The sequence below is a fragment of the Pseudazoarcus sp. NS20 genome (genome assembly GCF_059703745.1).
Genome location: NZ_BAAKIY010000005.1, coordinates 1 through 26,881, shown reverse-complemented (window position 1 = coordinate 26,881; position 26,881 = coordinate 1). Strand labels below are relative to the sequence as shown.

Annotated in this window: 26 protein-coding genes; 21 read left to right on the top strand and 5 right to left on the bottom strand. The window is 63.6% G+C overall.

The features are described 5' to 3' along the window. Positions 1–11: 11 nt before the first annotated feature. The 13 genes from AC6H0W_RS14335 (at position 12) to mnhG (ending at position 12,910) form a co-directional block, all read left to right on the top strand. On the top strand, positions 12–2,867 hold the full coding sequence (locus AC6H0W_RS14335; protein ID WP_497577874.1) for a monovalent cation/H+ antiporter subunit A: 2,856 nt from the start codon (positions 12–14) through the stop codon (positions 2,865–2,867). A gap of 1 nt (position 2,868) precedes the next feature. Then, on the top strand, positions 2,869–3,216 hold the full coding sequence (locus AC6H0W_RS14330) for a Na+/H+ antiporter subunit C (RefSeq protein ID WP_497577873.1): 348 nt from the start codon (positions 2,869–2,871) through the stop codon (positions 3,214–3,216). Then, entirely contained in the window at positions 3,213–4,736 is a 1,524-nt protein-coding gene (locus AC6H0W_RS14325; RefSeq protein WP_497577872.1) for a monovalent cation/H+ antiporter subunit D, read from the top strand. Before AC6H0W_RS14330 ends, AC6H0W_RS14325 begins: the two co-directional genes overlap by 4 nt. Continuing rightward, positions 4,736–5,254, top strand: coding sequence for a Na+/H+ antiporter subunit E (locus tag AC6H0W_RS14320; RefSeq protein ID WP_497577871.1), 519 nt, complete (start codon positions 4,736–4,738; stop codon positions 5,252–5,254). The genes AC6H0W_RS14325 and AC6H0W_RS14320 overlap by 1 nt, the downstream gene beginning before the upstream one ends. Further along, positions 5,251–5,520, top strand: coding sequence for a K+/H+ antiporter subunit F (locus tag AC6H0W_RS14315; RefSeq protein ID WP_497577870.1), 270 nt, complete (start codon positions 5,251–5,253; stop codon positions 5,518–5,520). Before AC6H0W_RS14320 ends, AC6H0W_RS14315 begins: the two co-directional genes overlap by 4 nt. 10 nt (positions 5,521–5,530) lie before the next feature. Next, positions 5,531–5,929: a Na+/H+ antiporter subunit G gene (locus tag AC6H0W_RS14310; RefSeq protein ID WP_497577869.1), complete on the top strand. Its 399-nt coding sequence runs from the start codon at positions 5,531–5,533 to the stop codon at positions 5,927–5,929. 208 nt (positions 5,930–6,137) lie between these two features. Further along, positions 6,138–6,854 (top strand): pseudouridine synthase, encoded by a 717-nt coding sequence (locus AC6H0W_RS14305; protein ID WP_497577868.1) that lies wholly within the window; start codon positions 6,138–6,140, stop codon positions 6,852–6,854. 414 nt (positions 6,855–7,268) lie between these two features. Then, on the top strand, positions 7,269–9,836 hold the full coding sequence (gene mbhE / locus AC6H0W_RS14300; RefSeq protein ID WP_497577867.1) for a hydrogen gas-evolving membrane-bound hydrogenase subunit E: 2,568 nt from the start codon (positions 7,269–7,271) through the stop codon (positions 9,834–9,836). Then, entirely contained in the window at positions 9,836–10,252 is a 417-nt protein-coding gene (locus AC6H0W_RS14295) for a sodium:proton antiporter (RefSeq protein ID WP_497577866.1), read from the top strand. Before mbhE ends, AC6H0W_RS14295 begins: the two co-directional genes overlap by 1 nt. Next, positions 10,252–11,745, top strand: coding sequence for a proton-conducting transporter transmembrane domain-containing protein (locus AC6H0W_RS14290; protein WP_497577922.1), 1,494 nt, complete (start codon positions 10,252–10,254; stop codon positions 11,743–11,745). The genes AC6H0W_RS14295 and AC6H0W_RS14290 overlap by 1 nt, the downstream gene beginning before the upstream one ends. 1 nt (position 11,746) lies before the next feature. Continuing rightward, the gene (locus tag AC6H0W_RS14285; RefSeq protein ID WP_497577865.1) at positions 11,747–12,256 is read left to right on the top strand and encodes a Na+/H+ antiporter subunit E; all 510 of its coding nucleotides are present in this window, start codon (positions 11,747–11,749) and stop codon (positions 12,254–12,256) included. After that, the gene (locus AC6H0W_RS14280) at positions 12,246–12,557 is read left to right on the top strand and encodes a monovalent cation/H+ antiporter complex subunit F (RefSeq protein ID WP_497577864.1); all 312 of its coding nucleotides are present in this window, start codon (positions 12,246–12,248) and stop codon (positions 12,555–12,557) included. Before AC6H0W_RS14285 ends, AC6H0W_RS14280 begins: the two co-directional genes overlap by 11 nt. Continuing rightward, positions 12,554–12,910 carry a monovalent cation/H(+) antiporter subunit G gene (mnhG, locus tag AC6H0W_RS14275; RefSeq protein WP_497577863.1) on the top strand — a complete coding sequence of 119 codons (357 nt, stop codon included), beginning with the start codon at positions 12,554–12,556 and terminating at the stop codon, positions 12,908–12,910. Before AC6H0W_RS14280 ends, mnhG begins: the two co-directional genes overlap by 4 nt. Positions 12,911–12,979: 69 nt before the next feature. Here mnhG and AC6H0W_RS14270 read toward each other — a convergent pair whose 3' ends face one another. Further along, positions 12,980–14,710, bottom strand: a complete 1,731-nt coding sequence (locus AC6H0W_RS14270) for a glutamine--tRNA ligase/YqeY domain fusion protein (RefSeq protein ID WP_497577862.1) — start codon at positions 14,708–14,710, stop codon at positions 12,980–12,982. A 134-nt stretch (positions 14,711–14,844) separates the two neighbouring features. Between AC6H0W_RS14270 and crcB the strand changes: the two genes are divergently transcribed. Continuing rightward, on the top strand, positions 14,845–15,240 hold the full coding sequence (crcB, locus tag AC6H0W_RS14265; RefSeq protein ID WP_497577861.1) for a fluoride efflux transporter CrcB: 396 nt from the start codon (positions 14,845–14,847) through the stop codon (positions 15,238–15,240). Here crcB and AC6H0W_RS14260 read toward each other — a convergent pair. Together AC6H0W_RS14260 and AC6H0W_RS14255 are read right to left on the bottom strand one after the other, a co-directional pair. Beyond that, positions 15,221–16,459, bottom strand: coding sequence for a TIGR03862 family flavoprotein (locus AC6H0W_RS14260; RefSeq protein WP_497577860.1), 1,239 nt, complete (start codon positions 16,457–16,459; stop codon positions 15,221–15,223). The two genes, crcB and AC6H0W_RS14260, sit on opposite strands and share 20 nt — an antisense overlap. Then, on the bottom strand, positions 16,456–16,959 hold the full coding sequence (locus tag AC6H0W_RS14255) for a DNA-deoxyinosine glycosylase (RefSeq protein WP_497577859.1): 504 nt from the start codon (positions 16,957–16,959) through the stop codon (positions 16,456–16,458). Before AC6H0W_RS14255 ends, AC6H0W_RS14260 begins: the two co-directional genes overlap by 4 nt. A gap of 153 nt (positions 16,960–17,112) precedes the next feature. Here AC6H0W_RS14255 and AC6H0W_RS14250 point away from each other — a divergent pair, with 153 nt between their 5' ends. After that, on the top strand, positions 17,113–17,709 hold the full coding sequence (locus AC6H0W_RS14250) for a Yip1 family protein (RefSeq protein WP_497577858.1): 597 nt from the start codon (positions 17,113–17,115) through the stop codon (positions 17,707–17,709). A gap of 15 nt (positions 17,710–17,724) precedes the next feature. Here the strand turns inward: AC6H0W_RS14250 and AC6H0W_RS14245 are convergent, their stop codons facing one another. Then, positions 17,725–18,774, bottom strand: coding sequence for a metal-dependent hydrolase (locus AC6H0W_RS14245; RefSeq protein ID WP_497577857.1), 1,050 nt, complete (start codon positions 18,772–18,774; stop codon positions 17,725–17,727). Then, positions 18,762–19,373, bottom strand: a complete 612-nt coding sequence (locus AC6H0W_RS14240; RefSeq protein ID WP_497577856.1) for a hypothetical protein — start codon at positions 19,371–19,373, stop codon at positions 18,762–18,764. Before AC6H0W_RS14240 ends, AC6H0W_RS14245 begins: the two co-directional genes overlap by 13 nt. A 214-nt stretch (positions 19,374–19,587) precedes the next feature. Here AC6H0W_RS14240 and hrpA point away from each other — a divergent pair, with 214 nt between their 5' ends. The 6 genes from hrpA (at position 19,588) to dnaB (ending at position 26,613) form a co-directional block, all read left to right on the top strand. Beyond that, positions 19,588–23,514 (top strand): ATP-dependent RNA helicase HrpA, encoded by a 3,927-nt coding sequence (gene hrpA, locus AC6H0W_RS14235; protein WP_497577921.1) that lies wholly within the window; start codon positions 19,588–19,590, stop codon positions 23,512–23,514. Between the two features lie 132 nt (positions 23,515–23,646). Beyond that, positions 23,647–24,030 (top strand): 30S ribosomal protein S6, encoded by a 384-nt coding sequence (rpsF, locus tag AC6H0W_RS14230; protein ID WP_497577855.1) that lies wholly within the window; start codon positions 23,647–23,649, stop codon positions 24,028–24,030. A 10-nt stretch (positions 24,031–24,040) separates the two neighbouring features. Continuing rightward, a complete protein-coding gene (priB, locus tag AC6H0W_RS14225) occupies positions 24,041–24,397 on the top strand; it encodes a primosomal replication protein N (RefSeq protein ID WP_497577854.1) in 357 nt (118 codons plus the stop codon). Further along, the gene (rpsR, locus tag AC6H0W_RS14220) at positions 24,357–24,632 is read left to right on the top strand and encodes a 30S ribosomal protein S18 (protein WP_497577853.1); all 276 of its coding nucleotides are present in this window, start codon (positions 24,357–24,359) and stop codon (positions 24,630–24,632) included. Before priB ends, rpsR begins: the two co-directional genes overlap by 41 nt. Positions 24,633–24,644: 12 nt before the next feature. Beyond that, positions 24,645–25,097, top strand: coding sequence for a 50S ribosomal protein L9 (gene rplI, locus AC6H0W_RS14215; RefSeq protein ID WP_497577852.1), 453 nt, complete (start codon positions 24,645–24,647; stop codon positions 25,095–25,097). A 127-nt stretch (positions 25,098–25,224) separates the two neighbouring features. After that, positions 25,225–26,613, top strand: coding sequence for a replicative DNA helicase (dnaB, locus tag AC6H0W_RS14210; RefSeq protein ID WP_497577851.1), 1,389 nt, complete (start codon positions 25,225–25,227; stop codon positions 26,611–26,613). Positions 26,614–26,881: the final 268 nt, after the last annotated feature.

The following is a 26,881-nucleotide window of genomic DNA, read 5'->3' as shown; positions in this document are numbered from 1 at the left end:
AAACCATAACAATGAGTCTTGCCTTGATCGTGATGCTGCCCTTTCTCGGGGCGGTATTGCCGGCACTGATGATCCGTGCCGGTCGCAATGCCTGTGCAATTGCGACCGGATCCGTGACGCTGTTGGCGTTCGCCTTGCTGTTGACCCATGCCCCCGCGGTGTTCCGTGGCGAGGTCATTCAGGCCGGCTGGAATTGGCTGCCTGGCTTAGGGCTCAACGTCAATTTCTTTCTCGACGGTTTGGGCCTGCTGTTCGCCGGCCTGATCCTCGGCATCGGCCTGCTGATCATCACCTACGCGCGGTTCTACCTCGCGAAGGAAGACCCGATGGGTAACTTCTATACCTATCTGCTGCTCTTCCAGGGGGCGATGGTCGGCATCGTGCTGTCCGACAACATCCTGTTGCTGCTGATCTTCTGGGAGCTGACGAGTCTCGCATCGTTCCTGCTGATCGGTTACTGGAAGCACTTGCCGGAAGGCCGTCAGGGCGCCCGCATGGCTTTGGCCGTCACCGGCGGCGGTGGCTTGGCCATGATTGCAGGCATGTTGATCCTCGGACACATCGTTGGTTCCTACGACCTCACGGTGATCCTCCAGCACGGCGATGTCATCAAAGCCTCTCCGCTGTACGTTCCGGCGCTGATCCTGATCCTGATCGGCTGCTTCACGAAGAGCGCACAGTTCCCGTTCCATTTCTGGCTGCCGCATGCCATGGCCGCGCCGACACCGGTTTCGGCCTATCTGCACTCGGCGACCATGGTGAAGGCCGGCATTTTCCTGCTGGCGCGTATGTGGCCGGCGCTGGCCGGTACCGACTGGTGGTTCTATCTGGTTGCCACGACGGGGCTGGCGACGATGGTGATCGCCGCGGGTATCGCCTTGTTCAAGGATGACCTGAAAGGTCTGCTGGCGTTTTCGACGGTCAGCCATCTGGGGCTGGTGACTTTCCTGTTCGGCCTGGCCACGCCGATGGCTGCGGTGGCCGGCGTATTCCACATTCTCAACCACGCCACCTTCAAGGCGGCGTTGTTCATGAACACCGGCATCATCGACCACGAGACGGGGACGCGTGACATCAAGCGGCTGGGTGGCTTGATGCTGCTGATGCCGCTGTCCGGCACGCTGGCGATAATCGCCGCCGCATCAATGGCGGGCCTGCCGCTGCTCAACGGCTTCCTGTCGAAAGAGATGATGCTCGATGAGGCCTGGAAGGCCAGTTGGCTGGGACAGGGCTGGGTGATTCCGCTGTTCGCCACGCTGGGTGCGGTGTTCTCGGTGGCCTATTCCTTCCGCTACATCGTGCATGTCTTCTTCGGGCCGAAGCGCGACGATTACCCGAGCAAGCCACATGACCCTCCGATGGGCATGTCGCTGCCGCCGATGCTGCTGGTGGTCCTAGTGGTGCTGGTCGGCTTATTCCCCGAAACCATTGCGGGGCCGTTGGTGCGGGTGACCTCGGCTGCGGTAATCGGTGGTCCGGTACCTGATTTCTACCTCGCGATCTGGCACGGTTTCACGCCTGCGCTGTTCATGTCGATGGCGGCGGTAAGCATCGGTCTGTTTGCCCTCTGGCGTTATACCAACGTCCGTGCCATCTGGCAGGCTGGCCCGCACCCGGACGCCAAGGCCATGTTCTTTGCCGGCCTCAATGCTTTGGTGCGCATCAGCCAGCGCGCAGTGCATGGCTTGCACAACGGTTCGCTGCAGCGGTACGCGGCGTTCATGTTGGTCGGCACGGTGGCGGTGGGAGCCATCACGTTCTTTACGCATGAGCATGGCTCCGGCACGCGCGAGCCGCTGGCGATTGCCCCTGCGGCCGTGGTGGGCTGGTTGCTGCTGGTGGGCTGCTGCATCGCCACGGTGAGCATGCATCACCGCCGCATGCTGGCGCTGGTGTCGGTTGGTGTGGTGGGCCTGATCGTGTCGGTCGGCTTCCTGTACTTCTCTGCTCCCGATCTGGCGCTGACGCAGATTTCGGTCGAGGTGGTCACGGTCATCCTGATCCTGCTGGCGCTGTATTTCATGCCGAAAGAAACTCCGCGCGAGAGCAGCGGCGGGCGCAAGCTGCGTGACGCCTCGATTGCCGGCGTGGCGGGCCTGGGCATCGCCGGACTGGTGTGGGCGGTGCTGTCGCGCAACTACGAAAGCCTGTCCGCGTATTACCTGAACCAGTCGGTGCCGGGCGGTGGCGGTACCAACGTGGTCAACGTCATCCTGGTGGACTTCCGCGGTTTCGACACTTTCGGCGAGATCATCGTGCTCGGCATTGCCGCGTTGACCATCTTTGCCCTGCTCGACGGGGTCATGCGCGGCGATCTCGGCGCCAAGCTGGCGTCGTGGTCGCCGGACATGCGCACGTCGGCGGATCGGCACCCGATGATCATGGTTGTGGCGACGCGCATCATGCTGCCCTTGGCCATGATGGTGGCGGCCTACATCTTCCTGCGCGGTCACAACTCGCCGGGCGGCGGTTTCATCGCCGGTCTGGTGGCCTCCATCGCGCTGCTTCTGCAGTACATGGCCAGTGGCTATGGCTGGGCAGCCCAGCGCATGCGCGTGGATTACCACGCTATGATCGGCGCCGGCGTGCTGATCGCCGCGGCGACGGGGATTGCCGCAATGGTGCTCGATTATCCGTTCCTCACCAGCGCCTTCACCTATCTGCACTGGCCGATCGTCGGCAAGTTCGAGGTGGCAAGTGCGATTGCCTTCGACGTCGGGGTGTTCCTGACCGTAGTTGGTGCGGTGATGCTGGCGCTGGCCAATCTGTCGCGCCTGGGGCGCCGCATGGGTAAGCAAGCAGTGAATGCCGAACCGATGGACATTGATCCGTCGCGTCGCAGCGCCGTTGGCGCGGGGGAGAACTGACATGGAATTTCTTGTAGCCACCGCGGTTGGCGCCATGGCCGCAGCCGGCATCTATCTGGTATTGCGTGCGCGCACTTATCCTGTCGTGCTGGGCCTTGCCTTGCTGAGTTATTCGGTCAACGTGTTCCTGTTCGCGATGGGCCGCCTGGTCATCAACAAACCGCCTGTCATCAGTGATCTGGCCACCGGCTACAGCGATCCGCTGCCGCAGGCGCTGGTGCTCACCGCGATCGTCATTTCGTTCGGCATGACGGCGGTGCTTGTCGTCATGGCGCTGCGTGCCTTCATCGAAAGCGATACCGATCATGTAGACGTGGCATTGCCTGGCGAAGGGAAGAGCGAGAAATGAATCACTGGATCATCCTTCCCGTTCTGCTTCCGGCGTTGGTGGCGCCGTTGATCGCGCTCGCGATGCGTTTCGACATCGTGCTCGCCCGCATCTTTTCGGTAGCGTCCGCCGGGCTGCTGGTGATCGTCTCCGGCATTCTCATGGGCATGGCCTTTGATGGCACGATTTCGAGTTACGCACTGGGCAACTGGGTCGCCCCCTTCGGCATCGTGCTGGTGCTCGATCGTCTGTCGGCGCTGATGCTGGTGCTGACTTCGCTGCTCGGCCTGTTCGTGCTGCTGTACGCGATCTCGGGCTGGGACAAGCGTGGTCAGCATTTCCACGCGCTGTTCCAGTTCCAGCTGATGGGCATCAACGGCGCGTTCCTCACCGGCGACCTGTTCAACCTCTTCGTGTTCTTCGAGGTGCTGCTGATCGCATCGTACGGATTGATGGTGCACGGCGGGGGTGCCTTGCGGGTCAAGGCCGGCGTGCAGTACGTCGTGATCAACCTCCTCGGCTCAACCTTGTTCCTGTTCGCGGTCGGTCTGATCTACGCGGTCACCGGTACCTTGAACATGGCTGACCTCGCTGTGGGCGTGCGCGACATTCCGGCCGAAGACCAGGCCTTGCTGCACACTGGTGCGATGTTGTTGCTGATCGTCTTTGCGGTGAAGGCAGCGCTGGTGCCGGTGCAGTTCTGGTTGCCGGGCACCTACGCCAACGCTCCGGCTCCGGTGGCGGCGCTGTTCGCGATCATGACCAAGGTCGGGGCGTATTCGATCATCCGGGTCTACACACTGATCTTCGGCGGCACCTCCGATGAAGTCGCCTGGATCGCCGAGCCTTGGCTCATGCCGGCAGCGATGATCACCCTGGTTGTCGGTGCGTTCGGTGTGTTGGCGTCGCGCAGTCTGGGCCAGATGGTGAGCTTTGCCGTCGTGGCATCAATGGGCACCTTGTTGATGACCGTCGGTGTGTTTACACCCGAATCAATGGCTGCTGCCCTGTACTACCTGGTGCACTCGACTCTTGCCGCCGGTGCCCTGTTCCTGATCGTGGACCTGGTGACGGAACGTCGCCCGGGGCATGCCGATCTGCTGAATGTCGCGCCGCGCTTCATGCAGGTCGGATTGGTCTCTGCGTTCTTCTTCGTCGGCGCGATTGCCATGGCCGGCCTGCCGCCGCTGTCCGGCTTCCTTGGCAAGCTGCTGATTCTCGACGCGGTGCGGGAGGCGCCGGAGGCCGCCTGGATGTGGGGGCTGATTCTCGCGACCTCCCTGTTGATCATCATCGGCTTCGCCAGGGCCGGAAGCACCTTGTTCTGGAAGAGCACGGCGCAGGAGGGCGAGATGCGCAGCCGCGTGCGTGCGCGTGCGCTGCCGTATTTCGCAATTGGTGCATTGTTGGCCTTGACGGTACTGATGACGGCCTTCGCCGGCCCTGCCATGAACTACTTTGAGGAAACGGCCAGCCAGCTGTTCAACCCGGGTGACTATCAATCCGCCGTGCTGTTCGGCGAACATGCAGGAGGCCGTTGATGCACGCCAAGAAACATAAGCGCAGCTTCTTGCAGCGTTGGCTGCCGCATCCCCTGTTGGCGGCCGCGCTGGTCGTGTTGTGGCTGTTCCTGCTCAATGATTTCAGCGCTGGTGGTTTGGTTGTCGGCATCATCCTGGCCATTGCGATCTCCATTCTGACCAGTCAGTTCTGGCCGGATCGCCCGGTCGTGCGCTCGTGGCCCAAGGCCTTCGAGTTCATGTTGCTGGTGGCGTGGGACGTGATCGTGGCCAACGTGATCGTCGCCAGGCTCATCCTGTTTTGCCCGGTCAAGGAGCTCAATACGCGCTGGGTTACCGTGCCGATCGACCTCAAGACGCCCGAGGCCATCGCCATTCTGGCGGGCACGATCACCATGACACCGGGTACCGTCAGCAGCGACATTTCTGCCGACGGACGTAGCCTGCTGGTGCATTGCCTCGACGCCCCGCACGCCGAAACGGCGGTGCGCGAGATGAAGGCGCGCTACGAGGCCCGTCTGATGGAGATTTTCGGATGATCGAGTTTGCTCTGATGTTCGGTTTCTTTGCCGTTTCCGTGTCGCTGTTGCTCAACCTGTGGCGGCTGGCGCAAGGGCCGACGGTGATGGATCGCGTCATTGCCGTAGACACCATGGTGATCAACGCCATTGCCATGATCATCTATTACGGCATCTACCATGGCACCACGGTGTATTTCGAAGCCGCGCTGCTGTTCGCGATGTTCGGCTTCATTTCAACGGTTGCGTATTGCCGCTTCGTGCTGCGCGGCGACGTGATCGAGTGAGGGGGCGGTAATGAATCTGTTTGTCGAATTCATCGTGTCGGCGTTGATCATCATCGGCGGGGTGTTCTTGTTGGTGGGCTCGCTGGGCATGATCAAGTTGCCCGAATTGATGAGCCGTCTGCACGCTCCGACCAAAGCGACCACGCTGGGTATCGGAAGCGCCTTGTTCGCGTCGGTGGTGTATTTCGCCTTCAGCGGCAACTTCTCGATTCATGAGGTGTTGATCGTGTTCTTCCTGTTCATGACCGCACCGATCACGGCCCATTTCGTTGCCAAGGCCTATCTGCACGAGCAGAACCGCGCCGACAAGCTTCCCCCGACCGGCCGCAACTGCGGTTGGGCGACCTTCGATCCGGCGCCGGGGCACGAAGATGCGGCAAAGCAGGATCCGGCTGACAAACGTGGCTGATATCCCGCGTCGCCGACGCGTCGCGCGTGCCTCTGTCCCCGTCGCTGCGGGCGACCGTGCCAAGCCTGCCGCAAAACCGCGCCCGGACGTGCGCCGCAAGCCTGCGGCGGGTAGCACGACGGCTCCCCGCAGCACGCGATCGACTTCCTCTCCCGCCCCTGAGCAGCGGGCTGCGCCTCCGGAGCAGGGGGCGGCCTCTGCAGCAGGGGTGCGCTTGTCGAAAGTCATGGCCGAACGCGGCATGTGTTCGCGCCGCGAAGCTGACGCCTACATCGAGCGTGGTTGGGTCTTCGTGAACGGTGAGCGGGTCAGTGAGCTGGGTGTACGCATTGATCCGAATGCTGAAATCCATCTGGCGGGTGAGGCCAAGCAACGTCAATCCGACCGCGTCACGATCCTCCTGCACAAGCCTCTGGGCTATGTTTCTGCGCAGGCCGAAGACGGGCACACGCCTGCCGTGTCGTTGATCACTGCAGAGTCGCAGTACAAACGCGAAGGGCCACTCTTCCGCCCAGCGCTGCTGCGTGGCCTCGCGCCAGCGGGGCGCCTCGACATCGACTCCACGGGCTTGCTGGTGTTGACCCAGGATGGCCGCGTGGCGCGTCAGTTGATCGGCGATGACTCCGAGGTCGAGAAGGAATACCTCGTGCGCGTGTCGGGTGACCTGATTCCCGGCGGGTTGGAACTGCTCAACCACGGGCTGGAGCTCGATGGACGCAAGTTGCGTCAGGCCCAGGTGGAGTGGGCTCGCGAAGGCACTTTGCGGTTCCGTTTGCGTGAAGGTCGAAAACGCCAGATTCGCCGTATGTGCGAGCTGGTCGGGCTGAAGGTGGTGGCGCTGAAACGCATCCGCATCGGGCGCGTGGTCTTGGGTGATTTGCCCCCCGGGCAGTGGCGTTTCCTGCGCGCCGACGAGGCCTTCTGAACGCGTTTTCTCGCAAACGACGTCGATTTTGCAGAGTCGACTGAACAAAATTCACCCTCTCGTTGTCCCTTTGTCTGGCAGGCCATCATGGTTTACCCTGATGGCGTGACTCATGTCTCGGCATGAACCGAGATGGAGCCGCCGCGGCGCCTCAGAACGCGCCGCGTCAGACCAGAAGAACAAGGATTCGCCGCCCTGGCGGTCCGAAGTGGGAGGGAGAGGCATGCATCCAGGTGTACTCCGGGAGGAGGCATCATGCTGAGCGCGATTATTGCAATTGCGCTCTCAGCGCTGCTGGCGCCAATGCTGGCTCGCCGTATGGGCGACCGTGCAGGTTGGTTGTTGGCCATTGCGCCGTTTGGCGCTTTTCTATGGTTTGTTTCGTGTATCCCGCTGGTCGCAGGCGGCTCGCCCATGTCCTCGACATTGGCATGGGTGCCGGCGCTCGACATCGCGATCACGCTGAGGCTGGATGGTCTGTCTCTGCTGTTTGCGCTGCTGGTGACGGGGATCGGGTCGTTGATCGTGCTGTATGCAGGTGCCTACCTGCACGATCACCACCACCTTGGTCGTTTTTACAGCTATCTGCTGCTCTTCATGATGGCGATGCTCGGTCTGGTGTTGGCCGACGATCTCATCGTGATGTTCATCTTCTGGGAACTGACCAGCGTCACGTCGTTCCTGTTGATCGCCTTCCAGCACGAGAGTGGCGTTTCCCGCCGCGCTGCATTGCAGGCCTTGTTGATCACCGGCGGTGGTGGTCTGGCACTGCTCGCCGGTCTGTTGTTGCTGGGGGTTGCCGGTAACGGCTGGACCTTCTCGGGCCTCGACATCGCGGCCATCGAAGCGCATCCGAGCTTCTACGCCATCATGGTGCTGGTGCTGCTGGGCTGCTTCACCAAGTCTGCCCAAGTGCCGTTCCACCTGTGGCTGCCCAACGCCATGAACGCCCCAACGCCGGTGTCGGCCTATCTGCACTCCGCCACCATGGTTAAGGCCGGTGTGTATCTGATGGCACGTCTCAATCCGGTGATGGGTGGGGAAGGCGGCTGGAGCATGATTCTGGTGGCCTTCGGTGCGGCCACTGCCATCATCGGTGCCGTGCTGGCGATTCGTCAGACTGACCTCAAGCGCTTGCTGGCCTACACAACGGTGACGGTGTTGGGGCAGCTGACCATGCTGATCGGCACCAACACCACCTACGGTCTGCAGGCTTTCGTGCTGTATCTGTTGGCGCACTCGCTTTACAAGGGCGCACTGTTCATGGCGGTGGGGGCCATCGATCATTCCACCGGCACGCGTGAGATATCCAAGCTCGGTGGCTTGATCCGCTACATGCCGCTGACCGGCGCTGCCGTGGCGCTGGCGGCCTTCTCCAACGCGGGCTTGCCGCCGTTCTTCGGCTTCATCGCCAAGGAGTTCAAGTACGCCGGCCTGATCGAGATGGGCATGGTGGGCTGGGTCGTCACCATCGCGATGGTTTTGACCAACGCCCTGTTGCTCGCCGCCGCGGCTTTGGTGTTCATCCGCACCTTCCTCGGCAAGGAAGGGCCGTACCCCAACAAGCACCCGCACGAGGTTTCACTGCCGATGTGGCTGGGACCGGTGTTGCTGGCGCTGGGTGGCTTCATTCTCGGCGCCTGGAACAATTGGCCGGAAACATGGATCGTCAATGCAGCCGTGCAGTCGGTATCGCGTGGTGACGTGGATGTGCAGCTCTACCTATGGGGCGGCATCACGCCTGCCGTGATTGCGAGTGTCATCACCGTCACGCTCGGCGCGTTGTTCTACAGCTACCGCCATGTGGTCCGGCGTCAGTTGGCACGTTTCCGCGTGTTCTGGAACACCAGTGGCGACGTCATCTGGGATCGCCTGATCAAGAAGGTCTTTGCCTTCGCAGGCAGCATTGCCGCCAATTTCCAGCACGGGTCATTGCGTTTGCACATGACCATGATGAGCTTGATCGTTTCGGCGGTGATTTTCGTGGCGCTGATCGTGAGCGAAGAGAATCTGCTGTCTGGCGGCGCGTACTCGCCGATCACGCTTCCGGGTGTGCTGGGTTGCCTGATTGCGCTCAGTGGGGCAGCGGCGGCGGCGGTGATGCGTGGGCGCCTGGCGCTGGTAACGGCGCTGGGCGCCAGCGGCTTGGGCCTGGCGCTGGTTTTCCTGTCCGCCAACGCGCCGGACGTTGCCATCACGCAGTTGATGGTCGAGACCCTGACGGTGGTGTTCCTGGCGTTTGTCTTCCGCACCATGCCGCGTATCCCGAGCGTGGGGGCTCGCCGTGGCTCGGTGCGCATCTTCCACGCGGTGGTTGCCACGCTGTTTGGCCTGGCCGTCGCGGGGGCGCTGATTGCTGCGGTCGATCATCCGCTGCCCGGCGACATCGCGGAGTGGTTCCTTGCCAACAGTTACCCAGGTGGTCACGGCAGCAACGTGGTGAACGTCATCCTGGTGGACTTCCGTGCCTTCGATACGCTGGGCGAAATCGTCGTGGTTGCACTGGCAGCGCTCGCGGCAGCCACTTTGCTGAGTGGGTGCAAGCCTGCCGTGTTGCACGAGCGTCCCGAGCCGGAATTCGCCTCTTCCATGTTGCGCCAGGGCCTGCGTCCGTTCGCTGCGGTGCTGATGCTGGTTTCGCTGATGCTGCTGTGGCGCGGTCATAACCTGCCCGGGGGCGGTTTCATCGGTGGTCTGGTTGGCGCGATCGGCTTCATCCTGCTGGTGCTGTCGTTCGGCAACCGCGTTGCACGTGATCTGATGTGGACCTCCCCGCCACGCCTGATCGGGGTCGGCCTGGCGTGCGCTCTGGTGGCTGGCCTGTTCGGCATCCTGGTGGGCGACAGCTTCCTGACCGGCCTGTGGTTCGAACTGATGGGGGTGAAACTGGGGACGCCGCTGTTGTTTGACGTGGGCGTGTTCCTGACCGTCTTCGGATCGGTCATGCACATGGTGCAACGGCTTGCAGGGAGGGCTACCTGATGGAAATCATTGCTGCACTGACGGTGGGTGGCCTGGCCGGTATCGGCGTATGGATGCTGCTCGACCGTAATCTGGTTCGTGTCGTACTCGGCGTGGTCGTGATCGGCAACGCCATCAACCTCGGCGTGTTGACCTCCGGCCGCTTCTTCGGTGAGTCCGCTGCCTTCGTGACCGCCGACAACGTGCCGATCGATGCCGCCAACCCGCTGCCGCAGGCGCTGGTGCTGACGGCCATCGTGATCGGTTTCGGGCTGTTCGTGTTCGCCTTGGCGGTGCTGAAAAGCGTGCGCGAAACGCATGGCATCACCACCACTGACGTGGTGACCGCGGTAACCGAGGAGCCGGCCCCGGACGGGCGCGGCGATACGGGCGCGGAGGATGATCCTGAAGTGAAGGCCGAGGAGGTTCGCGCATGATGAATTTCCTCCTTGTTGCACCGATTGTGGTTCCTCTCGCAACGCTGGTGCTGTGTCTGCTGCTGCGCCCGCATCACGCACTCGTGCGGCGTGTCAGTGTGATTGGCGCGGCTGCCTTGCTGGTGGTGGGCGTGGCCTTGGTGTGGCTCGCCGCTTCCGATGTGGTGTTGGCCGGCCAGTTCGGTGGCTGGCAAGCACCCTACGGCATCTCGGCGGTGATCGACCGGCTGTCGGCGGTGATGGTTGCCATCACCGGCGCGGTGGGCCTGGCCACAGTGCTGTACGGACTGCACCGTGAAGGTGAAGCCGAGGTCGCACGTGATTTCCACATCTTCGTGCATGGCTTGCTGTGCGGCGTGTGTGGTGCCTTCATCACGGCCGATGTGTTCAACCTCTACGTGTGGTTCGAGGTGCTGCTGATCGGGTCGTTCGCGCTGCTTTCGCTGGGCGGCGGGCGTCGCCGTCTGGCCGGCACGATGACCTACGTGGTGTTGAACCTTTTGGCAACGCTGCTCTTCCTGCTGTCCGCGGGCATGATCTACAGTGCCACCGGCACGCTCAACATGGGCGAACTGGCGATGATCTTCCGCTCCGGCGAAGTCCCGCCGGGCTCGACGATGGCCGTGGTGTTGATGCTACTGTCGTTCTCGATCAAGGCCGCCTTGTTCCCGGTGTTCGGTTGGTTGCCGGCTTCGTATCACGTCTCATGGACGCCGGTTTCGGCGCTGTTCGCCGGGCTGCTGACGAAGGTCGGCGTGTATGCGTTGATCCGCATGGTCACGTTGTTGTGGCCCGAGTATGGCGACGCCCATGTGGTGCTGTTGTGGATTGCCTGCGCGACGATGCTCATCGGTGTGCTGGGTGCCGCGGCCCAGATGGAAGTGCGCCGCATCCTGTCTTTCCACATCGTGAGTCAGGTCGGCTACATGATTCTGGGGCTGGCGCTGGCCACTCCGCTGGCGCTGGCCGGCGCGGTGTTCTACCTGATTCACCATATCGTGGTGAAGGCCAATCTGTTCTTCGTCGGCGGCATCGCGGCGCGCCTCACGGGCTCGGAGCGGCTTGTGGCCATGGGCGGGCTGTACGCCAAGTGGCCATTGCTAGCGATCCTGTTCGCCATTCCGGCATTGTCGCTGGCGGGCATTCCGCCCTTGTCGGGCTTCTGGGCCAAGCTGGTGTTGGTCAAGGCGAGTCTGGAGGGTGGGTTCTGGTGGGCGGCAGGCATTGCGTTGGCCACCGGCATCCTCACTCTGTTGTCGATGAGCAAGATCTGGAACGAGGCTTTTCTCAAGCCGCACCCTCAGGGCGAAGAGGCAATCAAACCGATTCCGGGCATGCGTGCCACCTGGTGGGCGGTGACGGCGCTGGCCGCCATGACCGTCGTCATCGGTTTTGCTGCGGGCCCTGTAATGGAGTACGCCATCGCCGCCGCCGAGCAGCTCGCCGAGCCGGTGGGCTATCTGCAGCGCATGGCGCACGTGGGAGGCGAATAACATGTTTGGCATGCATCTTCTGCTGGCCTTTGCGCTGGCGGCCTTCTCAAACGCGCTGACGCCCATGGGTGTGGTGGTCTCGACGATCCTGATCTATTTGGTGCTGAAGATGGGCGCCGGCCTGATGGGCATGCGCGGTTACGTGCGACGGCTTGAGCTGGGCGTCGGCTTTGCCTTCTGGTTTGCATGGGAAATCATTCGTGCCAGCCTTGATGTGGCACGTGTGGTGTTCGGCCTGAACCGTTCGCCCAACCCCGCCATCGTGGCCATCCGCCTGCAGTTGCAGGACGAGCGCTACGCCACGCTGGTAGGTTGCCTGCTCACGCTGACGCCCGGGACGATGGCGCTCGAGTATGAGTCCGAAAGCGGCCTGATGTATGTGCACGCGTTGGATGCCACCAGGATCGAGACCGTCGAAACGGGTATTCGCGAGATCGAGGCGAGACTGCTGGCGTGGGTTGATGCCGGCGATTCCGCCGAAGCTGCCGAGGAGAAATTCAATGACCGTTGAACTTGCCGGTGCATTCTGGGTGTTGCCGCTGGTAGTGGTGTTGCTGGGGGTCAGTGCGGCCCTGATTCTGCTGCGCTTGCTGCGTGGGCCCACGGGAGCCGACCGGGTGGTGGCGATTGACGCGCTGACCCTGCTGGGTGTGGCGGGTATATCCACGGTTTCCTTGATGACCGCTCAGTCGGTGTTTCTGGACGTGGCCGTGGTGCTTGCCTTGGCGTCATTCCTTAGTACGGTGGCATTCACGTTGTTGTTCCGAAAGGACGACGACGGCGACCGTTTCACTCGGAGGGACGAGCAATGAGTGGTTCAGTGATGTCGTGGCTGGCTTCGGCGCTGGTCCTACTCGGGGGCTTGTTCTGTCTTCTCGGTGCGGTCGGGGTGTCACGCCTGCCGGATTGCTACAGCCGCATGCATGCAGCGAGCAAAGCCGGAGCCTTGGGCGCCGTGCTGATTCTTGCCGGCGTGGCAGCCGCCTCCAGTGGTGAAGTCGCCATGGAAGCCATCTTTGCTCTGCTCGTATTGCTTGCGACGGCGCCGCTGGCTGCGCACGCTGTATCGCGCGCGGCGTATCGCGCTGGTTTCAAGCCTGTATTGGGGCCGTTGGGCGACGCGATAGCCGAGCGCAACAAGGGTGAGAAGCCGGTGGAGCGCTGAGCCTGATACGGGTAAAAAAAGGCCGGAGCGCTGACGCGACTCCGGCCTTTTTTTGCCCGATTGGTTTGCTCAGGCGGCCCCGGCGGCCTTTGCCCAGGAATCCTTCAGCGTCGCCGTGCGGTTGAAGATCGGCGCTCCGTCTGCGGAATCCACGCGGTCAGCCACGAAGTAACCGTGACGTTCGAACTGGAAACGTTCTTCCGGCCGGGCGCGGCGCAGCGCCGGTTCGAGCCAAGCCGAAATGAGGCTCTTCGAGTCCGGGTTGATGTCGTCGGTGAAGCTGCGTTCCAGCTCCGGCGCATCACCCTCGCGCCGTGCGCCGGGGTTCGGATAGGCAAACAGGCGGTCGTACAGGCGCACTTCGGCGCGATAACCGTGTTTTGCCGACACCCAGTGCAGGTTGCCCTTGACCTTGTAGTTGTCAGCGCCGGGCGTGCCGCTCTTGGAATCCGGCATGTATTCGGCCAGCACGGCGATGACATTGCCGTCGGCATCTTTCTCGCAGCCAGTGCATTTCACGACATAGCCGTAGCGCAGGCGCACCATGTTGTCAGGGAACAGGCGGCGGAACCCCTTCACGGGCTCTTCCATGAAGTCTTCGCGCTCGATCCACAGCTCACGCGTGAACGGCATTTCACGTTTGCCAAGCTCGGGCTTGAGCGGGTGGTTGGGCGCTTCGCACAGCTCTTCCCCGTCTTCCGGGTAATTGGTGATGATGAGCTTGAGCGGGTCGAGCACTGCGACGCGGCGTTCGGCGGCTTCGTTGAGGTGCTCGCGCATGCACTCTTCGAGCACGCTCATGTCGATCCATGCGTCCGATTTCGACACGCCGATGCGCTCGGCAAACATGCGGAAGCCTTCGGGCGTGAAGCCGCGGCGGCGCGCGCCGATCAGCGTCGGCAGGCGCGGGTCGTCCCAGCCGTCCACAAAGCCTTCTTCGACGAGCTGGATCAGCTTGCGTTTGGACAGCACCGTGTAGTTCAGATTGAGGCGGGCGAACTCGATCTGCTGAGGTACCGGCAGATCGAACATGCCGGCCTCGGCCAGCGTCGCCAGCAGCCAGTCGTAGAACGGGCGCTGATCTTCGAATTCGAGCGTGCACAGCGAGTGCGTGATGTTCTCGATGGCGTCTTCGATCGGGTGCGCGAACGTATACAGCGGATACACGCACCACCGGTTGCCCGTGCGGTGATGCGCCGCGCGGCGGATGCGGTAGATCACCGGGTCACGCAGGTTGATGTTGGCGCTGGCCATGTCGATCTTGGCGCGCAAGGCGTGCGTGCCGTCGGCGAATTCACCGGCACGCATGCGCGCGAAGAGGTCGAGGTTTTCGTCGACGCTGCGGGTGCGGAAGGGGCTCTCCTTGCCCGGTTCGGTCAGCGTGCCGCGCAGCGCGCGCATCTCGTCGGCGGGCAGCGAATCCACATAGGCCTTGCCGGATTTGATCAGGCTGACCGCGCACTGATACATGGTCTCGAAGTAGTCCGAGGCGAAGTACAGATGCTCACCCCACTCGAAACCCAGCCAGCTCACCGCGTCGATGATGGCATCGACGTATTCCTGGTCTTCCTTCTCCGGGTTGGTGTCATCGAAGCGCAAATGACATACGCCGCCGTAATACTCGGCGAGCCCGAAGTTGAGACAGATCGACTTGGCGTGACCGTAGTGCAGGTAGCCGTTCGGCTCGGGCGGAAAGCGCGTCTCCACGCGACCCGACCACTTGCCGCTGTGGTTGTCGTCTTCGATGATGCTGCGGATGAAGTTGCCGGGAGCCGGTGCGTTCTTGGAATGTTCGGACACTGTAGCCTCGATGAATGTGCGGGCCGAAGATAGGGCAGGGCGGAATTCTACCCTGCGAGGCGCATCCGCTACACTGGCGCATTCAGCTAACCCGGTGATTTAGGCATGCACGCGCACGCTCAGGAGTGTGGTCGATGAACCCCCACGGTGCATTTGCGGCATTCGCCGCAGTCGGCATTGGCGCCGCCTGTGGTGCATGGTTGCGCTGGGGCTTGGGCTTGCTGCTCAACCCGGTGTTCGTGTCGGTGCCGCTCGGCACGTTGGTGGCCAATCTTATTGGCGGTGGCCTGATGGGGGCGGTGCTGGCCTTCGTCCATGGCGGAGCTGCACTTTCCCCCGCCATCAAATTGCTGCTCACCACAGGCCTGCTCGGCGGGCTGACCACGTTCTCGACCTTTTCGGCAGAAGGCCTGCATTTGTTGCAGCGTGGCGAGTGGGGGTGGCTGGCCGCACACACGCTGATGCACGTGGTCGGCTCGTTGGCGATGGCCTGGGCGGGCTATACCGTGGTCATGGCGCTGCGCGCCTGAGCCAACGCGCCGCGCCGCCGCCCGCCTGTCGGCCGGTGGCAAAGCAGGCGGTGAGCAGGTATCCGCCGGTGGGCGCTTCCCAATCCAGCATCTCTCCACAGCAGAACACGCCGGGCAGTTGCTTCAGCATCAGGTCTTCGTCGAGGGCCTCGAAGCGCACCCCGCCGGCGCTGCTGATGGCTTCGTCCAGCGGCCGCGGGCGTAGCAGGCGCAGCGGCAGATTCTTGATGGCTGCGGCAAGCTGCGCGGCGTCGTCCATCACCTCGCGCGTGGTGCATTCACGCAGCAATGCGGCTTTTACGCCTTCGATGCCGGCCTTGCTCTGCAGGTGGCTCGACAGCGAGCGTCGTCCGCGCGGGCGGTCGAGGTCTTCTTGCAGTCGTTGCTGCGTGCGCCCCGGTGCAAGGTCGAGGTGCAGGGTGGCTTCGCCGCGTGCTTCCAGCGTGTCGCGCAGCGGCGCCGACAGGGCGTAGATCAGGTTGCCTTCGATGCCGCTGGCTGTGATGAGGCACTCGCCCGCGCGTGTATGCTCGGTGCCGTGGGTGTCCGTCACGCGTGCAACGACGTTTTTCAGCGGTTGCCCGGCGTGGCGTTTGCGCAGGTGTTCGCTCCACGCCACGTCAAAGCCGCAGTTGGCGGGGCGCAGCGGCGCGATATCAACGCCTCGCTCGGCGAGCCACGGTATCCATGCGCCGTCCGAGCCAAGCCGGGCCCAACTGCCGCCCCCCAAGGCCAGCACCACCGCACCGGTGGTCACCATGGTTTCGCCGTTCGGTGTGGCAAAGCGCAGGTCGGCCTGCGACCAGCCCAGCCAACGGTGGCGCACATGCAGCCTAACGCCGGCTTCGCGCAGGCGGTGCAGCCAGGCGCGCAGCAGCGGCGCGGCTTTCATTTCGTTGGGGAATACGCGGCCCGAGCTGCCGACGAAGGTCTGCACGCCCAGCCCGGCAGCCCACTCACGCAGGGCGGCGGCGTCGAAGGCGTGCAGCAGAGGTGCGAGCTGCTTCGCGCGCTCGGCATAGCGACCGACGAACTCGGCTGTTGGTTCGGAATGCGTGAGATTGAGCCCGCCGATCCCGGCGAGCAGAAACTTGCGGCCGGGCGAGGGCATGGCGTCGAAGACGTCCACCCGGTATCCCCCGGCCGACAGCACTTCCGCCGCCGCCAGCCCGGCCGGCCCGCCGCCGATGACGGCGATGTCGGTAGTGACGGCGCTCATCGCTGAATGGCCGCCCACGCGGCGCGCTTGGCTTGCGCCGACGTGCCGGCGTTCGCCGGGCTCGTCGAGGGCAGACGGATGAGCGTGAGCTGTTCAGCCTGCGCGCCCAGCGTCGGCAGTACGCGGCGGCGAAACAGATCCGCCGCGAGCGTGCCGTTGAAAAACACGCGATCGATCTGCGGGTGGCGTGCAAACAGGCTGGCGAAGTCGTTGATTTCCATGGATTCGGCCTCGATGGCGCTGTCGAGGCTGCCTTGTCGGCGGCAGGCGTTCAGTACGTCCCACAGGATGAAGCCCCGCGCGCTCAGCGCCGCGATGCGCTCGGCGTACGGAGCGGCGGCATCAAAACCCAGCACTTCGGCCATGATCGGCCAGAACAGGTTGCGCGGATGGGCGTAGTACTCGCCCGCGGCGAGCGAAGCCGCCCCGGGCATGCTGCCGAGAATCAAGCTGTGTGCGGTGGCCGAGGCCACGGGCGGGAAGGCCTGGAGTCTGGACATCGAAGGCTGCAGGGTGTGAGGCTGCGCGGCGGTCGTTTGGGCCGACATTGTGCCGTGAAGTCTGCGCGGCTGCTTCCTATACTCAAGTTGATCGGATGCTGAATCCGGTGAGCGTCGTCCGGAGGCGTCCGGTTCTCGATGAGGAGAGCGGTCATGGACACGCACAACTTCCAGAAGATGATGTATTCGTACTCCGACGGCTGGCAAGACCTGATGCGCATGCATCCGAACCCGCGACGCCTGATGTGGATGTACGTTGCGCCGATGTCGCTCGTGCCGGCCGCGATGTTCGTATATGCGATGGTCGTCACGCCCGGCGCGGTGCTGCCGGCGGTGATCCCCCACATGTCGATGGGCGAGGCCGTGCTCGTGGCGGCGATGTTCTTTGCCATCGAAATCGGCATGGTGGCCTTGATGGCGTCGATGATTCAGCAGATGGGCAACGTCGTGGACGCTGCGCCGAGCTACGAGGAATCCTTCGTGCTCGCCGCCATCGCGCCCACGCCGCTTTGGGTGGGCTCGCTGGCCTTGCTGGTGCCCTCGGTGTGGTTCAACGGCGCAGTGATGCTGGCAGCCTGGGTGGGCTCGGCCGCGTTGATCTATCACGGCGTTTATCCGCTGTTCCGTCTTGACAGTCGCAGCCGTGCGCGCGTCCTGGGTACCTTCGTGCTGCTTGCCGGCGTGGTGGTGTGGGCCACGCTGATGGTGGTGATGTCGTTGCTGTTGAGCATGGTGGTGGGGCTGCGCTGAGTCGTGCCGAGCGTGTCAGTCGATCCAGAAGCGGCCGCGCGCCCGCACCAGTTCCCAATTGTGCGGGCTGGCGTGTTGCTGGCAGGCGCCAAAGCGGAACGAGGGCTCAATCTCCGGCATTTCGAAGCGCAGGTCGGCAAACCACGCGCAGCGCCGGGTTTCGTCGGAAGTGATCTCCAGCAGCCGGCCAAAGCGCGCGAAGCGGCGAAACGCCGCGAAGCTGTCGTGCTGCCACGCCTCGCGTGCGAATGCGGCGTCATCGGCGCTGCCGAAGCGCGGCACTTCAACCCAGTGGTCGGGGGCGGCGGAGCCGTAGGCAGCGTCCACGCGTCCGGCGATCCACGGCCACCGTGACGTGGCGGGGGCGCCCTCAAGGCGGCGCAGATTCACGCGGGCGACGTGCCAGGCGTCGCCGCGTTCCACGATCAGCATCCAGTTGAAGGGCGAAAACGGCTGCGGCAATGCGGTGACGGTGGAATGCGCACCGAGGCGTGCGGCGTGAGCCGACGCAAGCTCCAGCGCCGCACGCTGCTGCTGCGCGAGAAAGCCGAAGTAGGCCACCACACACCCGAGCGCAATCACCGCCGCACTGCGCCCGGCGCGCGTGCGCAGGCTGAGCAGCAATCCGGCGATCAGCACGCCGGTGACGACCGGGTCGATGACGAACACCAGCGGCCAGGCGAGGCGCATGTCCGACAGCGGCGCGAAGAGCTGCAGGCCATACGCCGTGACGATGTCGCCACCGATGTGTGCCAGCAGCCCGAGCGTGACGGGTGCAAGCAGTGGGCGCCACCAGTGCAGCTTCCCGACGGCAAGCGCAAACATCATCGCCAGCAATGGCGCCCACAGCGGCAGCAGCGCCAGCGAGTGGGTGAAGCCCTGATGTTGATTGAGATACGTCAGCGTGCCGAACAGGCGCAGCACGAAGTCGACGTCCGGGAACACCGCCGCGGCGGTCGCTGCAGCAATACGCACGCGTAGCCCGGGCTGGCCGTTGCGGGCAACAGACGGCGCAGTGGCGCGTGCGACCAGCGCACCGCTCAAGGCGTGGGTCAGCGGATCCACTGCGCCTGGGCGGGTAGAACGCGATGGATGCCGTGGTGCAGGCGCTTGGCGCGCTCAAGCCGCCGGGCAAGCAGCGCGCGCGTATCGGCCGAGTCAGGGCTGTCGTCACCCATCCAATGCATGAAGCTCATCAGATACAGCGTGGTGAGCGCGCTTTCTTCGAGCGCGCGCTGCACGAAGCCGGCCCTGCACCCGGCGCCTTCGCGCACCCACTGCACCGTGCGGCTGATGCGCAGCACGGCTGGAATCTGCACGTGCAGGTGGCCAGGCTCGAGCTTGCCGAGAATCATCTGCCGGGTGGGCGCGCGGTGTTCGGCCAGCGCGTCCAGCCACGCCATGATCAGCGCGTGAAGGCGCGCATGCGTCTCCAGATCGGCGAAGCCTGCCGCCTCACTGCGCTTCAGCATCGCCTCATCGGCGCGGTCGAACCATGCCTCGGCGATGTCCTCTTTCTCGCGGAAGTGTGCGCGGATGCCGTTCAGCGAAAGCTTCAGCGTTGCGGCGATGTCGTGCAGGCGCACACGCTCCCAGTGGTCGCGTTCGGCCAGTTCGAGGGCGGTGTCGACAATGCGGTCGCGCGTGCTGCGTCGAGTGGGCATGCGGGTATCCGTCGGGCGGCGTCGGTCGGTGCAGTATAGGACAGCACGCTGGCGCGCCCGTGCGGGCGAGGGCGTGGGGCGGGTCTGGCATAATCGCGGGCCTGTGAATGCAAGTGTCCGCGCCGTGAGTTCTGCCCCCGAAGCCCCCCGAGCCCCGCGTTTTTCCGACTGCCTGAGCGCGGACCGGCCGCGCCTGCGCGCGCTCGAACGGCGCATGGGGCGCGAGAAGGGCGATAAGCGGGCCAAGCTGCAGGCCGATTTCGACGCCTTGCAGCAGCGCTCGCGTGCCTTGCTGGCGGAGCGCACGGCAAATCTGCCGAAGCCGGATTTCCCGCCCGAACTGCCGGTGACGCAAAAGCGCGAAGAGATTGCCGAGGCCATCCGCGCGCATCAGGTGGTCATCGTGTGCGGCGAGACCGGCTCGGGCAAGACCACCCAGTTGCCGAAGATCTGCCTGGAATTGGGGCGCGGAGCATCCGGCCTGATCGGCCACACCCAACCACGACGCATTGCCGCACGCGCCACCGCCACCCGTATCGCTCAGGAACTGAAGAGCGATCTGGGCGAGGCGGTCGGCTACAAGATCCGTTTCACCGACCGGCTCAAGCCCAGCAGCTACATCAAACTGATGACCGACGGCATTCTCCTTGCGGAGACGCAGGGCGATCCGTCGCTGTCGGCCTACGACACGATCATCATCGACGAGGCGCACGAGCGCAGCCTCAACATCGACTTTCTGCTCGGTTATCTGCGCACCCTGCTGCCGCGACGGCCGGATCTGAAGATCATCGTCACCTCGGCCACGCTCGATGCCGACCGCTTTGCGCGCCACTTCAGTATCGACGGCAAGCCGGCGCCGGTGATCGAGGTGTCGGGCCGCCTGTACCCCATCGAGATGCGCTACCGGCCGGTCGAGGCCGAGGGCAAGGAGCGGCGCGACAAAAGTCGCGACCTGCCTGAAGCCATTGCCGACGCGGTGGATGAGGCGCAGCGCATCGGCCCCGGTGACGTGCTGGTGTTCCTGCCCGGCGAGCGCGAGATTCGCGAGGCGGCCGAGGCGCTGCGCAAGTCGCCCGCAGCAGCGGCCATGGAGATCCTCCCCTTGTTCGCGCGCCAGTCGGCGCAGGAACAGGCGCGCGTGTTCTCAAACGGGCGCGGTCGGCGTGTGGTGCTGGCGACCAACGTGGCCGAGACTTCGCTGACGGTGCCCGGCATCCGCTACGTGGTGGACACTGGGTTGGCGCGCGTCAAGCGTTATTCCTATCGCAACAAGGTCGAGCAACTGCAGGTCGAGCCCATCGCGCAGTCGGCGGCCAAGCAGCGCGCCGGCCGTTGCGGCCGTGTGATGGATGGCGTGTGCTTCCGCCTGTACGCCGAAGACGATTTCACCGCGCGCGCCGCGCACACCGACCCCGAAATCCTGCGCTCGTCGCTGGCGGGTGTGATTCTGCGCATGAAGTCGCTGCGTCTCGGTGCGGTCGAAGATTTCCCCTTCATCGACGCGCCGCAGTCGCGCATGGTCGCCGACGGCTACCAGTTGCTGGCGGAACTGGGCGCGGTGACCGACGACGATGCACGCGAGCTCACGCCCACCGGTGAAGAGCTGGCGCGCCTTCCGCTCGACCCGCGCATCGGGCGCATGATTCTTGCCGCGCGCGATCGCGTCTGCCTTGCCGAGATGCTGGTGATCGCCTCGGCGCTGTCGGTGCAGGATCCGCGCGACCGCCCGCAAGAATCACCCGGTGCAGCCGATCAGGCACACGCCAAATTCCGCGGCGGCGAGCAGGATCAGCGCTCTGAATTCCTGTGGTATCGCAACGCCTGGAAGGCTTGGGACGAAGTTGTAAAGCACGAATCCGGCAGCCGCCAGAAAGCGTGGTGCAAGCAGCACTTCCTCAGCCACTTGCGCATGCGTGAATGGCGCGATGTGCACGGTCAGCTCGCCACGCTGTGCGCCGAACATGGCTGGAAAGAGAATCAGCTTGCGGCGGGCTACGAAGCCATCCACAAGGCGCTGCTCACCGGGCTTTTGGGCAATATCGGTACGCGTACGGAAGAGGCCAGCGGGCCGCAGGCCGGTAGTTATGTCGGGCCACGCGGCATCCGCTTCTGGCCGCACCCCGGTTCGGCGCTGGCCAAGAAGGCCGGCAAATGGACAATGTGCGCTGAGCTGGTGGAGACCTCGCGCCTGTTCGGCCGCTGCATTGCACGCATCGAGCCGGAGTGGGTGGAAGAGGTCGGTGCCCACCTCATCAAACGCCAGGTGTCCGAGCCGCACTGGTCCAAGAGTGCTGGCGCAGTGCGCGCCTGGGAACGCGGTACGCTGCACGGCCTGACGCTGTATTCACAGCGCGGCGTGGGCTATCGCGACATCGACCCCGCGCTGTGCCGGGAATTGCTGATCCGCGAAGGGCTGGTGCAGGGCGAGATCGCCGACGGCCCGGCGCGCGGCATGGCATTTTTGCAGCACAACCTCAAGCTGGTAACCGAGATCGAGCGCCTCGAGCACAAGTCGCGCCGCCCCGACGTGCTGGTGGACGAGACGCTGATCGAGGCGTTCTACGATGACCGAGTGCCTGCGGACGTGGTCGATCTGGCGAGTTTCGAGGCGTGGCGAAAACCGGCCGAGAAGGTCGAGCCCAAGCGTCTGCACCTCACCCGCGATCAGCTCATGCGCCACGAGGCGGCCGGCATCACCACCGACCGCTTTCCGGCCCAGTTCGAGGTGCTGGGCCAGAAGCTCAAGCTCGCCTATCTGCACGAGCCGGGCGCGGCCGATGATGGCGTGACGCTGACCGTGCCGCTGGCCATGCTCAACCAGATTCCCGCCGCGCGTTGCGAATGGCTGGTGCCGGGGCTGCTTGAAGAAAAGGTGTTGGCGCTGCTCAAGACCGTGCCGCAAAAGCATCGACACCGTCTGCAACCACTGACCGAGAGTGCCGCAGCCTTCGTCGACGCGGTGGAGGCGGGTGACTTCGAGCGCGACGAAGCGTTGCTGCGCGCATTGCAGACCTTCGTCGAAGAGCGCGTGTCGCTGAAACTGCCGATGGAGTCGTTCCGCGCGGAGAACCTGCCGGCCCATGCCTCGATGAATTTCCGCGTCATCGATGAGCATGGCCGGGTGCTGGGGCAGTCACGCAATCTGGCCGAGCTGCGCGCGCGTTTCGGCCGCGAGGTGGCCGAGCGCTTCCGCAAGGCACGCATCGAAGTGGAGCCCGAAGCCGCCGCTGCGCCAACCCAGGCTGTTGCTCCTGCCGCCAAGGCCAAAAGTGCAGGTGAGGGCGGTGGTCAGTCGGGCATCACGAGCTGGAGCTTTGGCGCGCTGCCGGAATTGCTGGAAGTGCGTGTGGCCGGGCGCGATGTCATCGGTTTTCCGGCGCTGCACGATGATGGCGACAGCGTTTCCCTGCGCCCCTTCGATACGCCGGAAGAAGCCGCCCGCGTGCATCGCAAGGGACTGGCGCGGCTGTTCGCGCTGAACCTCAAGGACCAGGTGCGTGCCATCGAGCGTCTGCCGGGGCTGCGTGAACTGGCTTTGGCCTTCATGCCCTTCGGTAACGAAGCCGAGCTGAAAGCCCAGTTGGTTGCCGCCACCATTGAGCGTGTGTGTCTGCTCGACCCCTTGCCGCAAGACGCCGATGCCTTCGCCACGCGCTGTGGTGAAGCCAAGCCACGCATGAGTCTTGTGGCGCAGGAATTCATGCGCATGACGCAGCAGGTGCTGACCGAGCGTGCTGCACTCGAAAAGCGGCTTTCCGGCATGAAGGGCTTTCCCGAGGTAGCGGACGACCTGCGCGGGCAGGTCGACGCGATGCTCGCCAAGAATTTCCTGCTGGCCAACCCGTGGGAGCGCCTGGCGCATTTCCCGCGTTACCTCAAGGCGGCTGCACTGCGCCTGGACAAGCTGCGCGCCAACCCGGAGCGCGATGCACAGCACATGGCCGATTGGCGCTCTCTCGCCCAGCCCTTCGAGCGCGAGCGGCTCACGCGTCTGCGTGCCGGCGTGGTCGAGCCGGCACTGGAAGAATTCCGCTGGCTGCTGGAAGAGCTGCGCGTGAGCCTGTTCGCGCAGGAGCTCAAGACGCCGATGCCAGTGAGCGTGAAGCGCCTGCAGAAAATCTGGGACGCGCGGCCGCGCTGATGGCGCACACAAGCGCCTCACGCTCGCTGCAAGTCTTTCTTTTGGCGCAGGAACGTGTTATGTTCGCGCGCTTTCCCTTGCTCCACCGGTCTTCGCATGCCGGGGGGCTGTCCTAAACCACAAGGAGTACGCATGCGACACTACGAAATCGTGTTCATCGTCCACCCGGACCAGTCCGAACAGGTCCCGGCGATGATCGAGCGCTACCAATCGCTCGTGACCGGCACCGGTGGCCAGATCCACCGTCTGGAAGACTGGGGCCGCCGTCAGATGGCTTACCCGATCCAGAAAATGCACAAGGCCCACTATGTTCTGATGAACATCGAGTGCGGCAACGAAGCGCTGGCCGAACTCGAGCACGCCTTCAAGTTCAACGACGCCGTGCTGCGTCACCTCGTCATCCAGCGTAAGGGCCCGGTCACCGTGGCTTCGCCGATGATGAAGGAAGAGAAAGCACGCTCGCTGACCCCGGTCGCCACCGAAGGTGACGACGACAGCGCAAGCGAAGAGGCCTGAGCGGCCCAAGGTGACGGACACGGGGCTGAACCGGCTCTGCCTTGAGGCGGAACTGGTTGAGTTGCAGCCGTTGCGCCTCACCCCGGCCGGTATTCCGGTCAGTGGATGTGCGTTGCAGCACACGTCGAAGCAGGTTGAAGCCGGATTGGCGCGGCATGTTTCGATGGAGTTGCAGGCGGTGGCGATCGGCGAGCTGGCAAAAGTGCTGGCTGCAGCTTCCCCGGGGATGTCAATGCGGGTGACCGGCTTCCTCGCTGCGCGCAGCCAGCGCAGTCGAAGCCTGGTGCTTCACCTGGATACGATCGAATTTCTGGAAGGAACGAAAAATGGCTTTCAAGTCGAAGTCCAAGTTCAAGAAAAAGGATGACCGTCGCGGCGGTGGTCTGTTCAAGCGTCGCAAGTTCTGCCGCTTCACGGCCGAGAAGATCGAAGAGATCGACTTCAAGGATGTGGATCTGCTGAAAGACTTCATCACCGAAACCGGCAAGATCATGCCGGCTCGCATCACCGGTACCAAGGCCGGCTACCAGCGTCAGCTGTCGAGCGCGATCAAGCGCGCTCGCTTCCTGGCCCTGCTGCCTTACACCGACCTGCACCAGTAAGGAGAAACGGACATGCAGATCATTCTCCTCGAGAAAGTCGTGAACCTCGGTGTCCTCGGTGACATCGTCAAGGTCAAGGACGGTTACGCACGCAACTTCCTGATCCCGCAAGGCAAAGCCAAGCGCGCCACGGAAGCCAACAAGGCCGAATTCGAAGCCCGTCGCGCCGAGCTCGAGCGCGTTCAGGCCGAGAAGCTTGCCGCTGCTCAGGCGGTTGCCTCCAAGCTCGACGGTCTGGTGGTTCAGATCGTTCGCAAGGCTGGCATGGACGGCCGTCTGTTCGGCTCCGTCGGCAACGCCGACATCGCCGAAGCGCTGCAGGCTCAAGGTCATGACATTGACCGCAGCACCGTCCGCCTGCCGGATGGCCCGCTGAAGCAAGTCGGTGAAGTGCAGGTTGAAGTTGCACTGCACTCCGACGTGGTGGCTCCGATCACTGTTGCAGTGGTGGGCGACCAGCAGTAATTTGCTGCGACACGGTCTGTGAAACGGGGCTGCCTTGGCAGCCCCGTTTTCATTTGTGGGCTCGGCGGCGGTGTGGCCGTTCATCCGGGCTAGAATCAACCCCCGTTCCACCGATTTGATTGGCGAGATGTCCGTGTCCAGAGCTCCGTATTCCGAAGACCCGCAGATCAGCGCGATCCGCCTGCCGCCCCATTCGATCGAGGCCGAGCAGGCGCTGATCGGCGGCATCCTGCTCGATAACACCGCGTGGGAGCGTATTGCCGACCTGGTTTCGGCGAGCGACTTCTATCGCGATGATCACCGCCGCATTTACGCGCACATCGCCAAGCTCGTCGATCTCGGCAAGCCTGCCGACGTAGTGACCGTGTTCGAGTCGTTGGAAAAATCCAACGAGTCAGAGCAGGCCGGCGGTTTGGCCTATCTGGCCGATATTGCCAACAGCACGCCCTCGGCCGCGAACATCCGGCGCTACGCTGAAATCGTTCGCGAGCGCGCGATCCTGCGCAAGATGGTGGCGGTGGGGGACGAAATTGCCGCAAGCGCGCTGAACCCGTCCGGCCGCGATGCCAAGTCGCTGCTCGACGAGGCCGAGTCCAAGGTCTTCGAGATTGCCGAGGCGGGCGCGCGTGACACCAGCGGTTTTGTGTCCATCCAGCCCTTGCTGCAGAAAGTTGCCGACCGCGTTCAAGAGCTGTACGACCGCGACAACCCCCACGAAGTCACCGGCGTGCCCACCGGGTTGGCGGATCTCGATGACAAGACTTCGGGTCTGCACGCTTCCGACATGATCATCATCGCCGGCCGTCCTGCGATGGGTAAGACCACCTTGGCCTTGAACATAGCCGAGCACGTCGCGGTCGATTGCAAGTTGCCGGTGGCGATCTTCTCGATGGAGATGCCGGGCACTCAGCTCGCCACGCGCTTCATCTCCTCGATTGGTCGCATCGACCAGACCAAGCTGCGTACGGGGCGGCTGACCGACGATGATTGGCAACGCCTGACTTCCGCCATGGGCCGGTTGTACGACGCACCCATCTTCATCGACGAAACCGGTGGCCTGAACCCCATCGACTTGCGTGCGCGCTGCCGGCGCCTGGCGCGCCAGTGCGGCAAGCTCGGCCTGATCGTCATCGATTACCTGCAGCTCATGACCGGTGTGCGCGACAGTGACAACCGTGCATCCGAATTGTCGGACATCTCCCGTTCCGTCAAATCGCTGGCCAAAGAGCTGGACGTGCCGATCATTGCGTTGTCGCAGCTCAACCGCAGCCTTGAGCAGCGCCCCAACAAGCGCCCGGTGATGTCCGACTTGCGTGAATCCGGTGCCATCGAACAGGACGCGGACATCATCATGTTCATCTACCGTGATGAGGTCTATAACCCCGATTCTCAGGACAAAGGCTCTGCCGAACTGATCATCGGCAAGCACCGTAACGGGCCGACCGGTACGGTGCGCCTCACTTTCCGCGGTGAATGCACGCGCTTCGAAAATTTCGCATCCGCCGTAAGTTATTGATCCGTATCGAGCCCCCGGGTGCTTTGCAAAGAAATTTCGGAAAGAGTGGTGGAAGGGGCTTGACGCATGTTTTTGTGTCTATACAATGCGCCCCTCTTCGCCGCTGATTGTGTTGTTTGCAGCGGGTTTGAGGGGATTTGTGAGGTGTTTCGGCGTTAAAGATTTTTCGCTGAGATGCTTGACGAAGTGAAGTGAGTTGTACATAATCTCGCTTCTTCGCTGCCGGGTGGCAGCGGTTCTTTAAAAATTTGGACAATCGATAAGTGTG

What these genes read in the sequence shown, in the direction of transcription:
- AC6H0W_RS14335 (WP_497577874.1), top strand. Translation starts at nt 12, where the DNA reads ATGAGTCTTGCCTTGATCGTGATGCTGCCCTTTCTCGGGGCGGTATTG.
- AC6H0W_RS14330 (WP_497577873.1), top strand. Translation starts at nt 2,869, where the DNA reads ATGGAATTTCTTGTAGCCACCGCGGTTGGCGCCATGGCCGCAGCCGGC.
- AC6H0W_RS14325 (WP_497577872.1), top strand. Translation starts at nt 3,213, where the DNA reads ATGAATCACTGGATCATCCTTCCCGTTCTGCTTCCGGCGTTGGTGGCG.
- AC6H0W_RS14320 (WP_497577871.1), top strand. Translation starts at nt 4,736, where the DNA reads ATGCACGCCAAGAAACATAAGCGCAGCTTCTTGCAGCGTTGGCTGCCG.
- AC6H0W_RS14315 (WP_497577870.1), top strand. Translation starts at nt 5,251, where the DNA reads ATGATCGAGTTTGCTCTGATGTTCGGTTTCTTTGCCGTTTCCGTGTCG.
- AC6H0W_RS14310 (WP_497577869.1), top strand. Translation starts at nt 5,531, where the DNA reads ATGAATCTGTTTGTCGAATTCATCGTGTCGGCGTTGATCATCATCGGC.
- mbhE (WP_497577867.1), top strand. Translation starts at nt 7,269, where the DNA reads ATGTCCTCGACATTGGCATGGGTGCCGGCGCTCGACATCGCGATCACG.
- AC6H0W_RS14295 (WP_497577866.1), top strand. Translation starts at nt 9,836, where the DNA reads ATGGAAATCATTGCTGCACTGACGGTGGGTGGCCTGGCCGGTATCGGC.
- AC6H0W_RS14290 (WP_497577922.1), top strand. Translation starts at nt 10,252, where the DNA reads ATGAATTTCCTCCTTGTTGCACCGATTGTGGTTCCTCTCGCAACGCTG.
- AC6H0W_RS14285 (WP_497577865.1), top strand. Translation starts at nt 11,747, where the DNA reads ATGTTTGGCATGCATCTTCTGCTGGCCTTTGCGCTGGCGGCCTTCTCA.
- AC6H0W_RS14280 (WP_497577864.1), top strand. Translation starts at nt 12,246, where the DNA reads ATGACCGTTGAACTTGCCGGTGCATTCTGGGTGTTGCCGCTGGTAGTG.
- mnhG (WP_497577863.1), top strand. Translation starts at nt 12,554, where the DNA reads ATGAGTGGTTCAGTGATGTCGTGGCTGGCTTCGGCGCTGGTCCTACTC.
- crcB (WP_497577861.1), top strand. Translation starts at nt 14,845, where the DNA reads ATGAACCCCCACGGTGCATTTGCGGCATTCGCCGCAGTCGGCATTGGC.
- AC6H0W_RS14260 (WP_497577860.1), bottom strand. Translation starts at nt 16,459, where the DNA reads ATGAGCGCCGTCACTACCGACATCGCCGTCATCGGCGGCGGGCCGGCC.
- AC6H0W_RS14255 (WP_497577859.1), bottom strand. Translation starts at nt 16,959, where the DNA reads ATGTCCAGACTCCAGGCCTTCCCGCCCGTGGCCTCGGCCACCGCACAC.
- AC6H0W_RS14250 (WP_497577858.1), top strand. Translation starts at nt 17,113, where the DNA reads ATGGACACGCACAACTTCCAGAAGATGATGTATTCGTACTCCGACGGC.
- AC6H0W_RS14240 (WP_497577856.1), bottom strand. Translation starts at nt 19,373, where the DNA reads ATGCCCACTCGACGCAGCACGCGCGACCGCATTGTCGACACCGCCCTC.
- hrpA (WP_497577921.1), top strand. Translation starts at nt 19,588, where the DNA reads ATGGGGCGCGAGAAGGGCGATAAGCGGGCCAAGCTGCAGGCCGATTTC.
- rpsF (WP_497577855.1), top strand. Translation starts at nt 23,647, where the DNA reads ATGCGACACTACGAAATCGTGTTCATCGTCCACCCGGACCAGTCCGAA.
- rpsR (WP_497577853.1), top strand. Translation starts at nt 24,357, where the DNA reads ATGGCTTTCAAGTCGAAGTCCAAGTTCAAGAAAAAGGATGACCGTCGC.
- rplI (WP_497577852.1), top strand. Translation starts at nt 24,645, where the DNA reads ATGCAGATCATTCTCCTCGAGAAAGTCGTGAACCTCGGTGTCCTCGGT.
- dnaB (WP_497577851.1), top strand. Translation starts at nt 25,225, where the DNA reads ATGTCCGTGTCCAGAGCTCCGTATTCCGAAGACCCGCAGATCAGCGCG.